The sequence below is a fragment of the Rhizobiaceae bacterium genome, from assembly GCA_023953835.1.
Lineage (GTDB): Bacteria > Pseudomonadota > Alphaproteobacteria > Rhizobiales > Rhizobiaceae > Mesorhizobium_G.
Genome location: JAMLJB010000001.1, coordinates 3,311,778 through 3,325,606, shown reverse-complemented (window position 1 = coordinate 3,325,606; position 13,829 = coordinate 3,311,778). Strand labels below are relative to the sequence as shown.

Below are 13,829 nucleotides of genomic sequence, written 5' to 3'. Positions count from 1 at the left end.
CTTTGCATCGTTTGCCGGGAGACACCCGGCGGGTCCGGCCTCAGCCGGCGAATTTCGAACGGTCGCGGGAAGAGGCCCGCGACCGATAAGCGGCCTTACTCGGCTGCGTCCGGCAATTGCTGCTGCTGCGCCGGATCGACCTTGGTGTTTTCGAGTTCGACATTGAGGCCGAGCGAACGCATTTCCTTGACGAGAACGTTGAAGCTCTCCGGAATGCCCGCCTCGAACGTGTCGTCGCCGCGCACAATGGCCTCGTAGACCTTGGTACGTCCCGCCACGTCGTCGGACTTGACCGTCAGCATTTCCTGCAAGGTGTAGGCGGCGCCGTAAGCCTCCAGCGCCCAGACCTCCATTTCGCCGAAACGCTGCCCGCCGAACTGAGCCTTGCCGCCCAGCGGCTGCTGGGTAACCAGCGAGTACGGACCGATCGAGCGCGCGTGGATCTTGTCGTCAACCAGATGGTGCAGCTTGAGCATATATATGTAGCCCATCGTCACCTTGCGATCGAACGGTTCGCCCGTGCGCCCGTCATAGAGCTGCGACTGGCCGCTGGTGTGCAGGCCCGCCTGTTCCAGCATCTCGTTGATGTTGGCCTCATGCGCTCCATCGAACACCGGCGTCGCGATCGACACCCCGCGCTTCAACTGGCTGGCCAGGCGAAGTACGGATTCGTCGTCATAGGCGCGCACCGGCTCGTTGCGGTCGTTGTCCGGGAAGATCGACTCGAGCGTGCCGCGCAGCGGCTTGATATCACCGCCCCGCCTGTACGCTTCGATCAGGTCGCCGATCTTGCGGCCCATGCCCGCGCAGGCCCAGCCGAGATGCGTTTCCAGAATCTGGCCGACATTCATACGCGACGGCACGCCCAACGGATTGAGCACGATATCGGCATGCGTGCCATCCTCAAGGAACGGCATGTCCTCGACCGGAACGATGCGCGACACGACACCCTTGTTGCCGTGACGGCCCGCCATCTTGTCACCGGGCTGCATCTTGCGCTTCACCGCGACGAAAACCTTGACGATCTTCATGACGCCGGGGGGCATCTCGTCGCCGCGCTGCACCTTCTCGACCTTGTCCATGAAGCGCTGTTCCAGCGCCTTCTTCGACTCGTCATACTGGCCGCGCAGCGCTTCCAGTTCGCCCTGTAGCTTCTCGTCATCGACGGCAAACTGCCACCATTGCGAACGCGGATGATCGCCAAGGATTTCAACGGAAAGGCTGGTGCCCTTCTTGAAGCCCTTCGGCCCCGCGATCGCGGACTTGCCAACCAGCATGTCGGCCAGGCGGCTGTAGACGTTGCGGTCCAGAATGGCCTGCTCGTCGTCACGGTCCTTGGCGAGACGCTCGATCTCCTCGCGCTCGATCGCCATGGCGCGCTCGTCCTTTTCAACGCCGTGGCGATTGAAGACGCGCACTTCGACAATGGTACCGAAGGTTCCGGGCGGCATCCGCATGGAGGTGTCCCGCACATCCGACGCCTTTTCGCCGAAGATGGCGCGCAGGAGCTTTTCCTCCGGCGTCATCGGGCTTTCGCCCTTCGGCGTGATCTTGCCGACCAGAATGTCGCCCGGCTGAACCTCCGCGCCGATATAGACGATGCCGGCCTCGTCGAGGTTCTTCAGCGCCTCTTCCGAGACGTTCGGAATGTCGCGCGTGATTTCCTCAGGCCCAAGCTTGGTGTCGCGCGCCATGACCTCGAATTCCTCGATGTGGATCGAGGTGAAGACATCATCGGCAACGATGCGCTCGGACAGGAGAATCGAGTCCTCGTAGTTGTAGCCGTTCCACGGCATGAACGCGACGAGCACGTTGCGACCAAGCGCCAGATCGCCAAGATCCGTCGAGGGACCGTCCGCGATGATGTCGCCCTTTTCGATCCGGTCGCCGACATTCACCAGCGGTCGCTGGTTGATGCAGGTGTTCTGGTTCGAACGCTGGAACTTCATCAGGCGGTAGATGTCGACGCCGGACTTGCCCGGATCGAGGTCTTCCGTCGCGCGGATGACGATACGCGTCGCGTCAACCTGGTCGACCACGCCGCCACGACGCGCCGCAATCGCCGCGCCTGAGTCACGCGCGACAATCGGCTCCATGCCGGTGCCAACGAACGGAGCCTCGGCACGCACCAGAGGCACGGCCTGACGCTGCATGTTCGAGCCCATCAGGGCGCGGTTGGCGTCGTCGTTTTCCAGGAACGGGATCAGCGCGGCGGCAACCGACACCATCTGCTTCGGCGACACGTCCATGAGGTCCACGTTCTCACGCGGCGCCATCATCACCTCGCCCGCATTGCGGCAGATGACGAATTCGTCAGTGAACTTGCCGTCCTTGTCCAGCTCGGCATTGGCCTGCGCAACGAAGTGCTTGGCCTCCTCCATCGCGGACAGGTAGACAACCTCATTGGTGAGATGACCGTCCACGATCTTGCGATACGGGCTTTCGATGAAGCCGTATTTATTGACGCGCGCAAAGGTCGCCAGCGAGTTGATGAGGCCGATGTTCGGGCCTTCAGGCGTCTCGATCGGGCAGATGCGGCCATAATGCGTCGGGTGAACGTCGCGCACTTCGAAGCCCGCGCGCTCGCGGGTCAGGCCGCCGGGCCCGAGGGCCGAAAGACGACGCTTGTGCGTTATCTCGGACAACGGGTTGGTCTGGTCCATGAACTGCGAAAGCTGCGAGGAACCAAAGAACTCGCGCACGGCGGCAGCCGCCGGCTTGGCGTTGATCAGGTCCTGCGGCATCACGGTGTCGATCTCGATGGACGACATGCGCTCCTTGATCGCACGCTCCATGCGCAGCAGACCGACGCGGTACTGATTTTCCATCAGCTCACCGACCGAGCGCACGCGGCGGTTGCCGAGATTGTCGATATCGTCGATCTCGCCCTTGCCGTCGCGAAGCTCCACCAGCGTCTTGACCACCGCGATGATGTCGTCCTTACGCAGCACGCGCACCGTGTCCTCGGCGTCGAGTTCGAGGCGCATGTTCATCTTGACGCGACCGACAGCGGAAAGGTCGTAGCGCTCGGGGTCGAAGAACAGCGAGTTGAACATCGCCTCCGCCGTTTCGAGTGTCGGCGGCTCGCCCGGCCGCATCACGCGATAGATGTCGAACAGCGCATCCTGACGGCTTTCGTTCTTGTCCGCGGCAAGCGTGTTACGGATGTAGCCGCCCACATTGATGTGGTCGATGTCGAGGACCTGGATTTCTTCCTGGCCCGCTTCGAGCAGAACCTTGAGCGTCTTCTCGTCGATCTCGTCGCCGGCTTCGAGATAAATCTCGCCGGTCGCGTAGTTGACGATGTCCTCCGCGAGATACGAACCGTAAAGGTCGTCATCCGTCGCCTTGATCGCCTTCAGGCCCTTTTCGGCAAGCTGGCGAGCCTGGCGGGCAGTGATCTTCTTGCCCTGCTCGACCACGACTTCGCCGGTGTCGGCGTCAACGAGATCGTTGACGGCCTTGAGGCCCTTGAAGCGCTCCGTGCTGAACGGAATGCGCCAGTGATCGCCCGACTTCTTGTACGTGATCTTGTTGTAGAAGGTGGAGAGGATTTCCTCACCGTCCATGCCAAGCGCCATCAGCAGCGAGGTCACCGGGATCTTGCGGCGACGGTCGATGCGCGCATGCACGATGTCCTTCGAGTCGAACTCGATGTCGAGCCAGGACCCGCGATAGGGTATCACCCGGGCCGCGAAAAGCAGCTTGCCAGAGGAGTGCGACTTGCCCTTGTCGTGGTCGAAAAAGACGCCCGGCGAACGGTGCATCTGCGAAACGATCACGCGCTCGGTGCCGTTCACGATGAAGGTGCCGTTCATCGTCATGAGCGGCATGTCGCCCATGTAGACGTCCTGCTCCTTGATGTCCTTGATGGACTTCGCCTGCGTATCCTCGTCCACATCGAACACGATGAGGCGCAGCGTCACCTTCAGCGGCGCAGCGTAAGTGAGGTCGCGCTGGCGGCATTCGTCAACGTCAAACTTGGGCGCCTCGAACTCATACTTGACGAATTCCAGCATGGATGTGCCGGAAAAATCCTTGATCGGAAACACCGACTTGAAAACAGCCTGCAAGCCTTCGTCCGGACGACCACCCTTCGGTTCGTCGACCATCAGAAACTGGTCGTAGGACGCCTTCTGCACCTCGATGAGGTTCGGCATCTCTGCAACTTCGGGGATCTTGCCGAAAAATTTCCGTACGCGTCTGCGGCCATTGAAAGTCTGCGTCTGGGCCATCGTCGCTCCTTGCCTTAGCCTCTTGGGCTTTACCTCTTGGGGCGCGCCGGGAACCGCGCCTTGCATCGCCTGTCGCTCCTGCGGGCGACGGGAATTTCACGTTCAACGCGTCCCTCCCGCATCCTCAAGGCAACACGCCCCAGAAACGGGAGAAAACCTGTTTCCTGAAAGCCGGATTTCGGCCTTCAGGAAATAGGTTTCCGCAACTCGACAATCCGGGGCCGACGGCTTTTCCGCCGGCCCCGAGATCGATTACTTCAACTCGACCTTGGCGCCAGCAGCTTCGAGCTGGGCCTTGATCTTCTCGGCATCGGCCTTGGAAGCAGCTTCCTTGACCGGCTTCGGAGCGCCTTCGACCAGGTCCTTGGCTTCCTTGAGGCCGAGGCCGGTGATGGCGCGCACTTCCTTGATGACTTCGATCTTCTTGTCGCCGGCGGCGGCAAGAATGACATCGAACTCGGTCTTCTCTTCCACCGGAGCAGCAGCGGCGCCAGCGCCACCCGCAGCGGCAGCGACAGCCACCGGAGCGGCGGCGGAAACGCCCCACTTCTCTTCCAGCAACTTGGAAAGCTCAGCCGCCTCGAGGACGGTCAGGCTCGACAGGTCTTCAACGATCTTGGCGAGATCAGCCATTTTTCAGTTCCTTATGGTTTGGTTCGAACGATTTGGTGACAGCGAGGAACGGCCTCATGCCGCCTCGTCCTTCCGGGCATATGCGCCGAACACGCGGGCAAGCTGTGCTGCCGGCGCATTGACGACCTGTGCGATCCGCGTTGCCGGCGTGGAAATCATGCCGACAATCTTGGCGCGAAGTTCGTCCAGCGACGGCATGGTGGCCAAAGCCTTCACACCATCGGGATTGAGAACGGTCGCACCCATTGCGCCGCCGAGGATGATCAGCTTTTCGTTCGACTTGGCGAACTCTGAAGCGATCTTCGGCGCCGTAACCGGATCTTCCGAGTAGGCGACCAGCGTCTGTCCCTTGAACAGCTCGATGATCTTCTCGGCTTCGGTACCCTGAAGGGCGATTTTGGCGAGACGGTTCTTCGCGACTTTGACGGTGCCGCCGGCCTGACGCATCTTCGAACGAAGATCGTTCATCTGCGCGACGGTGATACCGGCGTAGTGGGCCACGACGACTGAACCGGCGCCCGTGAAGGCGTCGTTCAGGCCCGTGACGAGTTCGCGCTTTTCCGCTCTATCCACTGCCTATCTCCAGTTGGCCCCTGCTCTACCGAGCGGGAGGCCGGGTTGCCTTCTGCCTTGCGGGTCACCCTTCATGGATCACCCGAAAGACGTTCGAGGATCCTGCCGCTTCCCGCCACGCCTTTCGGCGCACAGACAAAGGTCAACATGGTTCGAACCTTCCATCGGGACATTCGTCCCTTTGTCCGGTTTTCACCCGTCTCATGCCGGCCCATTCGGATTAAGGTCCGCCCTGGGGCAAGACCGCCTGCAATCTCGGACAGGATTCCGGAAACTTTCGTTCCCGGTATCCGGCCCCCGCGAACGGGAGCCGGAATTCTTGCCGGCAATCCGCCGATGGCGGACTGCCTGAAACTTACTGCGCCGGATTCAGCGACGCGATATCGAGCTTGAGGCCCGGGCCCATTGTCGAGGTCACGGAGACCTTCTTGACATAGTTGCCCTTCGCGCCAGCCGGCTTGGCCTTGGTCACCGCATCGGTGAACGCGCGTACATTCTCGGCGATCGCATTGGCATCGAACGACACCTTGCCGACGCCCGCATGAACGATGCCCGCCTTTTCGACGCGGAACTCGACCGCGCCACCCTTTGACGCCTTCACAGCCGCAGCCACATCCATGGTCACGGTGCCGACCTTCGGGTTCGGCATCATGCCGCGCGGACCTAGAACCTTGCCCAGACGACCGACGAGCGGCATCAGGTCGGGCGTTGCGATGCAACGGTCGAAATTGATCTCGCCCTTCTGGACGATCTCGACCAGATCCTCGGCGCCCACCAGGTCGGCCCCGGCGGCGGTCGCCTCATCGGCCTTCGCGCCCTTGGCGAAAACCGCAACCCGCACATTGCGGCCGGTTCCGTTCGGCAAGTTGACCACGCCGCGCACCATTTGGTCCGCATGGCGAGGATCGACTCCGAGATTCATTGCGACCTCGATCGTCTCGTCGAATTTCGCCGATGCGCGATCCTTCAGCAGCTTCACCGCATCTTCGAGCGAATAGGCCTTGTTCGGGTCAATACCCTCGCGCGCCTTGGCAATACGCTTGGAAACCTTAGCCATGATCTCAGCCCACCACTTCCAGGCCCATCGAACGGGCCGAGCCTTCAACCATGCGCATCGCTGCATCCACGTCGTTGGCGTTGAGGTCCTTCATCTTGGCTTCGGCGATCTTGCGCACTTCGTCGCGACCGATCTGCCCGGCCTTCACCTTGCCCGGCTCCTTCGAACCGGATTTCAGCTTCGCGGCCTTTTTCAGGAAATAGCTCACCGGTGGCGTCTTCATCACGAAGGTGAATGACTTGTCCTGATAATAAGTGATCACCACGGGAATCGGCGAACCCTTTTCCATTTCCTGCGTCTGCGCATTGAACGCCTTGCAGAATTCCATGATGTTGATGCCACGCTGACCAAGTGCGGGACCGATCGGCGGCGACGGTGTCGCCGAGCCTGCGGAAACCTGCAGCTTGAGCTGGCCTGCAACTTTCTTAGCCATCTCTTACCTGCCTTCACATTGTGCCGGACGTGCCGGCGGTTGCAGTTTGGTGGTCCGGTTCAGGCAGCCGGCAAAAGCCGCCTTCGCCTCCCACCATTCTTCCGACAGTTTCCCGTCGGCGTCGCGATCCTTGCGGATCGCGGCCGGATCAGGCCTTCTCGACCTGTCCGAATTCCAGATCGACCGGGACAGCCCGGCCAAAAATCGAAACTTCCACCTTGAGGCGCGCGCGCTCCTGATCGACTTCCTGCACGAAACCGTTGAAGGAAGCGAACGGACCGTCCGAAACCCGCACCTGCTCGCCGATCTCGAAAGTAACGGACGGCTTTGGCCGGTCCACACCTTCCTGAACCTGGTTGAGAATGCGTTCGGCTTCCGCCTCGGTGATCGGCACCGGCTTGGAATCCCCAAGAAAACCAGTTACCTTGGGCGTGTTCTTCACAAGCGAGAACACCGCATCGGTCAGGTTCGCCTTCAGCAGCACGTAGCCCGGGAAGAACTTGCGCTCCGCATCGATCTTGCGGCCCCGACGAACCTCGACGACCTTTTCCGTCGGCACGACGATCTTCTCGATCTGCTCCGAAAGCCCCTTCTGCCGGGCCTTGTGCTCTATATCTTCCGCGACCTTCTTCTCGAAGTTCGAATAGGCGTGAACGATGTACCAGCGAGCAGTCATCTTAAAATCAGTCCTTGTAGCCGCAATCAGCGGCCGATGCCCAGAATGAATTCGACCGCTTTTGCCATGGCCTGGTCGGCAACGAAAAAGAACGCCATGGCGATCAGCGAGAATACAAGAACCATGACCGTCGAGATCAGCGTCTCGCGGCGCGATGGCCAGGTGACCTTGCCGGTCTCGGCCCTTACCTGCTGAATGAAGGTAAAGGGGTTCGTCGTCTTTGCCATTCGCCGCTCTGTTCTCGTGAGCCCGTGTTCCGGGCCTTCTGGATTTGCCTTGCGCCTGCACGCCATCGCGATTCGGCCCGGCCATTCTAGACACGCAACAAAGGTGCGTAAAGCCAGCTTCCCAGCTCCACGCACCGCGTGTCCGTCGATCTACATAGAGACGTTTTGCCCCATATGCAAGGGCGCAAACACCTCCACCTCACCAAGCGCCGCGTCGGAACCATCCAGTCGTCCCGTTCCGGCTATGGCATTTCTATGCCAGATTTCCTCGATTGTCGCAAGACGAGCGATAATCCCGAGGAACTGGCAGGGGCAGCAGGGCTCGAACCCGCGACCTGCGGTTTTGGAGACCGCCGCTCTACCAACTGAGCTATACCCCTAGCGAGGACGCTCTCTTTTCACAATTCCCCCCTTGTTTCAAGGGAGGCTGCGGCGCTTCCACGCGGAAAAACGCATCTCGCCTGCGCGCGGCGGACCCTGATCGGGTCGCGCGCGCCTTCGCGTTCTCAGGCTGCTTCGGCCTGTTCATCCGCGGCTTCGGCTTCGACACGGGCCTTGTCGCCCGCGCCCTTGGCCGAAACGTCGCGGTCGACGAATTCGATCACCGCGAGCGGGGCGTTGTCACCGTGGCGGAAGCCCGCCTTCATGATGCGCAGATATCCGCCATTGCGCTGCGCATAGCGCGGCGCGATGGTTTCGAACAGGCGCTTCACGAGATGCTCGTTGCCGATCTGCGCGATAACCTGCCGCCGGGCGTGCAAGTCGCCGCGCTTGCCAAGCGTGACAAGCTTCTCGACGATCGGACGCAGGTCCTTCGCCTTCGGAAGCGTGGTGACGATCTGCTCATGTTCGATGAGCGAAGCAGCGAGATTGGCGAACATCGCCTTTCGGTGGCTCACGCTGCGGGCGAACCGGCGGCCGGCAAATCCGTGACGCATGGCTCTTCTCCTTGGTTTCGGTTGGGCGCTCGTCGCGCCTCAGGTGTTTTGCCGCATGGCCGGAGCTTCCGCCCCGGCGTCATGCTCAATATTGGTCTTCGTAACGCTTTGCGAGGTCTTCGATGTTGTCCGGCGGCCAATCCGGCACTTCCATGCCAAGATGAAGGCCCATAGCCGCGAGCACTTCCTTGATCTCGTTGAGCGACTTGCGCCCGAAATTCGGCGTCCGCAGCATCTCGGCTTCCGTCTTCTGGATCAGGTCGCCGATATAGACGATGTTATCGTTCTTGAGGCAGTTGGCCGAACGCACCGAAAGCTCCAGCTCGTCGACCTTCTTGAGAAGCGAAGGGTTGAAGGCAAGCTCGGTGACGGCTTCGGAAGCGACTTCCTTCTGCGGCTCCTCGAAATTCACGAAAAGCCCGAGCTGGTCCTGCAGGATGCGCGCCGCGAACGCCACCGCATCCTCGCCCGACACCGAGCCGTTCGTCTCAATGGTCATGGTCAGCTTGTCATAGTCCAGAACCTGGCCCTCGCGGGTGTTCTCGACCTTGTAGGAGACCTTCTTGACCGGCGAATAGAGGCTGTCTACCGGAATGAGCCCGATCGGCGCATCCTCGGCGCGATTGCGCTCGGCGGGAACATAGCCCTTGCCTGTATCGACCGTGAACTCCATGCGGATCTCGGCGCCATCATCGAGCGTGCAGATCACATGGTCCGGGTTCAGGATCTCGACATCGCCGACAGTCTGGATGTCACCAGCGAGCACGGCGCCCGGGCCCTGCTTGCGCACGACCATGCGCTTCGGACCATCGCCTTCCATGCGAATCGCGATCTCTTTGATGTTCAGCACGATATCCGTCACGTCCTCGCGAACGCCCGGGATCGAAGAGAACTCATGCAACACACCGTCGATCTGCACGGCAGTTACGGCAGCGCCCCGCAAGGACGACAGCAAGACGCGGCGCAACGCGTTGCCGAGCGTCAGGCCGAAGCCGCGCTCCAGCGGTTCCGCCACCAGCGTTGTGAGCGTGCGCCCCTTCGACGTGAAGTCGATCTTGTTGGGCTTTATCAATTCCTGCCAGTTTTTCTGGATCATGGTTTTTCCTTCCGTTTGCCCGCACCATCCAATCGTGACGGGCGACCTGGAAACCGTGGAGGAGCGCCGGTTGCCTCGCCGGACATGCCGGCAAAACAGATCGCGCGCTCGCGCGGCAGTTCGGTTCAAATCAGACGCGGCGCTTCTTGCGCGGACGGCAGCCATTGTGCGGGATCGGCGTCACGTCGCGGATCGACGTGATCGTGAAGCCCGCCGCCTGCAACGCACGAAGCGCCGACTCACGACCCGAGCCCGGGCCGCAGACTTCCACTTCCAGCGTGCGCATGCCGTGTTCCTGCGCCTTCTTGGCAACATCCTCGGCTGCGACCTGTGCCGCGAACGGAGTCGACTTGCGCGATCCCTTGAAGCCCTGAGCGCCAGCAGACGACCAGGCGATCGCGTTGCCCTGAGCATCGCTGATCGTGATCATCGTGTTGTTGAAGCTCGAATTGACGTGCGCGACGCCCGACGAAATGTTCTTGCGTTCGCGACGGCGAACGCGGGTGGCTTCCTTGGCCATTCAATGTCCTTCCAGTTGATCTCAACACCGCCGTAACACCAGCGGCTACACCACAAGAAATCGGCGGACGACCATTGGTCCGGCCCGCCGGTCTCCTGAATTACTTCTTCTTGCCGGCGATCGCCTTGCGGGGACCCTTGCGGGCGCGCGCATTGGTATGCGTGCGCTGGCCGCGGACCGGCAGGTTGCGACGATGGCGCAGGCCGCGATAGCTGCCCAGATCCATCAGGCGCTTGATATTCATCGACACGTCGCGGCGCAGGTCGCCTTCCACCTGGTAGTCGCGGTCGATTGTCTCGCGGATCGCGAGCACTTCGGCGTCGGTCAACTGGTTCACGCGGCGATCGGCGGGAATGCCCACCTTGTCGATGATTTCCTGCGCGAACTTCTTGCCAATGCCGTGAATGTACTGAAGCGCGATCACGACGCGCTTGTTGGTCGGTATGTTGACGCCGGCTATACGAGCCATATCATTTCTCCATGTGGGCCGGACATCCGGCGCTCGGGTTGACCCGCGTCCGGTGGAGGCCGGCCCTTGCGGGTGTTCCAATCAAAAAGCCGGCCACGCTCATACAAGAGCGGCCAGCCCGTTTCCTGATTGGAATGTGCGCCGCAGATAGTTCACGTCCGCGGCCAAGTCAACAGCAGCTTCTATCTTTTGTTACCGACCGACGCCAGAATGGCTTCAATGTCAGCCGTCACCCGATCGATGGATTGCATGCCGTCCACGTCGCGCAGCATACGCTTGGCGTAGTAGTAGCCGGTCAGCGGCGCGGTCTTCTTGTAATATTCGCGCAGACGCTCTTCAAACACGGCGGGATTGTCGTCTTTGCGAACCGGCTGTCCGGCGGCCTCGGCGTCCTGGGCGCGTTTCACGATGCGCCCGACAAGCGCCTTGTCATCGACGATGAGTTCGATCACGGCATCCAGCCCGAGATCGCGGGCCGCCAGCATCTCTTCGACCGCATCTGCCTGCTGAAGTGTGCGCGGATAGCCATCGAGGATGAAACCCTGCGCGCAGTCAGATTGATCGATGCGCTCGGCGACAATCGCATTGACGATCTCGTCCGACACGAGTTCGCCGGCATCCATCACAGCCTTGGCGCGCTTTCCGACTTCAGTTCCGGCCTTCACGGCCGCGCGCAGCATATCGCCTGTGGAAAGCTGCGGGATACCCAATTTTTCGATCAGGCGCTGTGCTTGTGTCCCCTTTCCCGCCCCCGGCGGGCCAAGCAGAATAAGCCTCATTTTCCTCTTTTCCCCCCACGCAGCTTCGATTTCTTGATGAGGCCCTCATACTGATGCGCAATGAGGTGCCCCTGGATTTGGGCGACGGTGTCGAGCGTTACACTGACAACGATCAAAAGCGAAGTGCCACCAAGGTAGAACGGCACGCCAGCCCAGGAAATCAGAAACTCCGGGATGAGGCAGACAATAACGAGATAGATTGCACCGACGGCGGTTATGCGCGTCAGCACGTAGTCTATGTATTCGGCGGTCCTTTCGCCCGGGCGATAGCCGGGAATGAAGCCGGAATGCTTCTTCAACTGGTCTGCCGTGTCCTTCGGATTGAACACGATGGCGGTATAAAAGAAGCAGAAGAATACGATCATCGCCGCATAGAGCAGCATATAGAGCGGCTGGCCGTGCCCGAGCAGCGCCAGTGCCGTGCTCGCCCAACCCGGCAGGGTGGTCGTGTTCGAAAAGCCAGCGAGCGTCGCGGGCAGGAGCAAAAGCGAGGATGCGAAGATCGGCGGAATGACGCCTGCGGTGTTCAGTTTCAGCGGCAGGTGCGACGTATCGCCCTGGAACATGCGGTTGCCGATCTGCCGCTTCGGATACTGGATCAGCAGGCGCCGTTGCGCGCGCTCGAAGAAGACGATTGCGCCGATCACCACAATGCAGAGCGCGATGATGCCGAGAATCAATCCCGTGGACATCGCTCCAGTGCGGCCAAGCTCAAGCGTCTGTCCAAGCGCATGCGGCAGGCCTGCGACGATACCGGAGAAGATGATGAGCGAAATGCCGTTGCCGATGCCGCGCGCCGTGATCTGCTCGCCGAGCCACATCAGGAACATCGTGCCGCCCGTCAGCGTGATCACGGTCGAGAGCCGGAAGAACCAACCCGGATCGGTGACGATCCCCTGCCCCGATTCTAGTCCGACGGAAATGCCGTAGGCCTGCACCATGGCCAGCAGCACCGTGCCGTAGCGCGTATACTGGTTGATGATCTTGCGGCCCTGCTCACCTTCCTTCTTCAACGCTTCCAGCGTCGGAATAACGGAAGTCATGAGCTGCATGATGATCGATGCGGAGATGTACGGCATGATGCCCAGCGCAAAGATCGCCATACGCTCGACCGCACCGCCTGCGAAGGCATTGAAAACGCCGAGGACGCCTTGGCTCTGCTGCTGGAATGCGTGTGCAAATGCGTCGGGGTTGATGCCCGGCAGCGGGATGTAGGTGCCGAGACGATAAACCAGCAGCGCGCCGAGCGTGAACCAGATACGCTTCTTGAGGTCTTCGGCTTTTGCGAAGGCCGCAAAATTCAGATTGGAAGCAAGTTGTTCAGCAGCCGATGCCATGCACCTGGTCTCCGTAAGAGCACGCGCTGCCGCTAAGGCGCACATACTCTGATGCTGGATTGCCCGCGCGAAGCACGGAAAGGGTCGTCACGACATAGGCGTGCAGGCCCGAAGATGCAAGCGGCGGCTCAAAGGCCGCCGCTTGTCCATCAAAATTACTCGGCGACCGCAGCCGGCTCGGGCAATTTCACCGAGCCGCCCGCTTTTTCAACCGCCGCGACAGCGGATTTCGAGGCGCCTGCAATGTCGAATGCGACCTTCGCCTTCAACTCGCCGCCGCCCAACAGGCGAACACCGTCCTTGACGCGGCGGATGACGCCGGCCTTGAGCAACGCTTCGGCGTTCACCGTCTCCTTGGCGTCGAGCTTTTTGGCGTCGATCGCGGTCTGGATTCGACCGAGGGACACGGCGTTGAAAGACTTGGCGAACGGCTTCTTGAAGCCACGCTTCGGCAGACGCCGGTAGAGCGGCATCTGTCCGCCTTCGAAGCCGTTGATGGCGACGCCCGAGCGCGCCTTCTGGCCCTTGACGCCGCGACCGGCGGTTTTGCCGGAGCCGGATCCAATACCCCGGCCCAGACGCTTGCGGGAATGGGTTGCCCCTTCCTTGTCACGCAGTTCGTTCAGTTTCATGGTCGTTCTCCTGCGCGGCTTACTTCTCGTCCACGACGCGGACGAGATGCGGGACCGAATTGATCATGCCGCGGACGGACGGGGTGTCCTCGAGCGTCGAACGGCGATGCAGCTTGTTCAATCCGAGGCCGACGAGCGTTGCACGCTGGCTCTTCGGCTGGCGGATCGGGCTGCCGATCTGTTCGACGGTTACGGTTTTACCTGCTTTGCTGGCCATGGCGGTC

General features: G+C 61.1%; 15 protein-coding genes and 1 tRNA gene. All 16 read right to left on the bottom strand.

The features are described 5' to 3' along the window. Positions 1-95: 95 nt before the first annotated feature. The 16 genes from rpoB to rpmD all read right to left on the bottom strand — a co-directional run bounded on the left by rpoB (position 96) and on the right by rpmD (position 13,822). Positions 96-4,235: a DNA-directed RNA polymerase subunit beta gene (rpoB, locus tag M9924_15655; protein MCO5065832.1), complete on the bottom strand. Its 4,140-nt coding sequence runs from the start codon at positions 4,233-4,235 to the stop codon at positions 96-98. A gap of 252 nt (positions 4,236-4,487) precedes the next feature. Further along, complete coding sequence (rplL, locus tag M9924_15650; GenBank protein MCO5065831.1) at positions 4,488-4,868, bottom strand: 50S ribosomal protein L7/L12; 381 nt, start codon at positions 4,866-4,868, stop codon at positions 4,488-4,490. 54 nt (positions 4,869-4,922) lie between these two features. Continuing rightward, the gene (gene rplJ / locus M9924_15645; protein ID MCO5065830.1) at positions 4,923-5,441 is read right to left on the bottom strand and encodes a 50S ribosomal protein L10; all 519 of its coding nucleotides are present in this window, start codon (positions 5,439-5,441) and stop codon (positions 4,923-4,925) included. Between the two features lie 355 nt (positions 5,442-5,796). Next, positions 5,797-6,498 carry a 50S ribosomal protein L1 gene (rplA, locus tag M9924_15640; protein ID MCO5065829.1) on the bottom strand — a complete coding sequence of 234 codons (702 nt, stop codon included), beginning with the start codon at positions 6,496-6,498 and terminating at the stop codon, positions 5,797-5,799. A 4-nt stretch (positions 6,499-6,502) separates the two neighbouring features. Continuing rightward, a complete protein-coding gene (gene rplK / locus M9924_15635) occupies positions 6,503-6,931 on the bottom strand; it encodes a 50S ribosomal protein L11 (GenBank protein MCO5065828.1) in 429 nt (142 codons plus the stop codon). A 148-nt stretch (positions 6,932-7,079) separates the two neighbouring features. Continuing rightward, entirely contained in the window at positions 7,080-7,607 is a 528-nt protein-coding gene (gene nusG, locus M9924_15630; protein ID MCO5065827.1) for a transcription termination/antitermination protein NusG, read from the bottom strand. 26 nt (positions 7,608-7,633) lie between these two features. Beyond that, complete coding sequence (gene secE / locus M9924_15625; GenBank protein ID MCO5065826.1) at positions 7,634-7,834, bottom strand: preprotein translocase subunit SecE; 201 nt, start codon at positions 7,832-7,834, stop codon at positions 7,634-7,636. Positions 7,835-8,138: 304 nt separating this feature from the next. Then, a tRNA-Trp gene (locus M9924_15620) sits at positions 8,139-8,214 on the bottom strand. A 126-nt stretch (positions 8,215-8,340) separates the two neighbouring features. Continuing rightward, positions 8,341-8,772, bottom strand: a complete 432-nt coding sequence (gene rplQ, locus M9924_15615) for a 50S ribosomal protein L17 (protein ID MCO5065825.1) — start codon at positions 8,770-8,772, stop codon at positions 8,341-8,343. Between the two features lie 85 nt (positions 8,773-8,857). Next, positions 8,858-9,868, bottom strand: coding sequence for a DNA-directed RNA polymerase subunit alpha (locus M9924_15610; protein MCO5065824.1), 1,011 nt, complete (start codon positions 9,866-9,868; stop codon positions 8,858-8,860). A 130-nt stretch (positions 9,869-9,998) separates the two neighbouring features. After that, complete coding sequence (gene rpsK / locus M9924_15605) at positions 9,999-10,388, bottom strand: 30S ribosomal protein S11 (GenBank protein MCO5065823.1); 390 nt, start codon at positions 10,386-10,388, stop codon at positions 9,999-10,001. A 100-nt stretch (positions 10,389-10,488) separates the two neighbouring features. Beyond that, positions 10,489-10,857: a 30S ribosomal protein S13 gene (gene rpsM, locus M9924_15600; protein ID MCO5065822.1), complete on the bottom strand. Its 369-nt coding sequence runs from the start codon at positions 10,855-10,857 to the stop codon at positions 10,489-10,491. Positions 10,858-11,039: 182 nt separating this feature from the next. Then, the gene (locus M9924_15595) at positions 11,040-11,636 is read right to left on the bottom strand and encodes an adenylate kinase (GenBank protein ID MCO5065821.1); all 597 of its coding nucleotides are present in this window, start codon (positions 11,634-11,636) and stop codon (positions 11,040-11,042) included. After that, the gene (gene secY, locus M9924_15590; GenBank protein MCO5065820.1) at positions 11,633-12,973 is read right to left on the bottom strand and encodes a preprotein translocase subunit SecY; all 1,341 of its coding nucleotides are present in this window, start codon (positions 12,971-12,973) and stop codon (positions 11,633-11,635) included. Before secY ends, M9924_15595 begins: the two co-directional genes overlap by 4 nt. A gap of 155 nt (positions 12,974-13,128) precedes the next feature. Beyond that, positions 13,129-13,605, bottom strand: a complete 477-nt coding sequence (gene rplO, locus M9924_15585) for a 50S ribosomal protein L15 (GenBank protein ID MCO5065819.1) — start codon at positions 13,603-13,605, stop codon at positions 13,129-13,131. Between the two features lie 19 nt (positions 13,606-13,624). After that, positions 13,625-13,822, bottom strand: a complete 198-nt coding sequence (gene rpmD, locus M9924_15580; GenBank protein MCO5065818.1) for a 50S ribosomal protein L30 — start codon at positions 13,820-13,822, stop codon at positions 13,625-13,627. Positions 13,823-13,829 lie beyond the last annotated feature (7 nt).

What these genes read in the sequence shown, in the direction of transcription:
- M9924_15595 (MCO5065821.1), bottom strand. Translation starts at nt 11,636, where the DNA reads ATGAGGCTTATTCTGCTTGGCCCGCCGGGGGCGGGAAAGGGGACACAA.
- rpoB (MCO5065832.1), bottom strand. Translation starts at nt 4,235, where the DNA reads ATGGCCCAGACGCAGACTTTCAATGGCCGCAGACGCGTACGGAAATTT.
- rpmD (MCO5065818.1), bottom strand. Translation starts at nt 13,822, where the DNA reads ATGGCCAGCAAAGCAGGTAAAACCGTAACCGTCGAACAGATCGGCAGC.
- secY (MCO5065820.1), bottom strand. Translation starts at nt 12,973, where the DNA reads ATGGCATCGGCTGCTGAACAACTTGCTTCCAATCTGAATTTTGCGGCC.
- rpsM (MCO5065822.1), bottom strand. Translation starts at nt 10,857, where the DNA reads ATGGCTCGTATAGCCGGCGTCAACATACCGACCAACAAGCGCGTCGTG.
- rplO (MCO5065819.1), bottom strand. Translation starts at nt 13,605, where the DNA reads ATGAAACTGAACGAACTGCGTGACAAGGAAGGGGCAACCCATTCCCGC.
- rpsK (MCO5065823.1), bottom strand. Translation starts at nt 10,388, where the DNA reads ATGGCCAAGGAAGCCACCCGCGTTCGCCGTCGCGAACGCAAGAACATT.
- rplQ (MCO5065825.1), bottom strand. Translation starts at nt 8,772, where the DNA reads ATGCGTCACGGATTTGCCGGCCGCCGGTTCGCCCGCAGCGTGAGCCAC.
- M9924_15610 (MCO5065824.1), bottom strand. Translation starts at nt 9,868, where the DNA reads ATGATCCAGAAAAACTGGCAGGAATTGATAAAGCCCAACAAGATCGAC.
- nusG (MCO5065827.1), bottom strand. Translation starts at nt 7,607, where the DNA reads ATGACTGCTCGCTGGTACATCGTTCACGCCTATTCGAACTTCGAGAAG.
- secE (MCO5065826.1), bottom strand. Translation starts at nt 7,834, where the DNA reads ATGGCAAAGACGACGAACCCCTTTACCTTCATTCAGCAGGTAAGGGCC.
- rplK (MCO5065828.1), bottom strand. Translation starts at nt 6,931, where the DNA reads ATGGCTAAGAAAGTTGCAGGCCAGCTCAAGCTGCAGGTTTCCGCAGGC.
- rplA (MCO5065829.1), bottom strand. Translation starts at nt 6,498, where the DNA reads ATGGCTAAGGTTTCCAAGCGTATTGCCAAGGCGCGCGAGGGTATTGAC.
- rplL (MCO5065831.1), bottom strand. Translation starts at nt 4,868, where the DNA reads ATGGCTGATCTCGCCAAGATCGTTGAAGACCTGTCGAGCCTGACCGTC.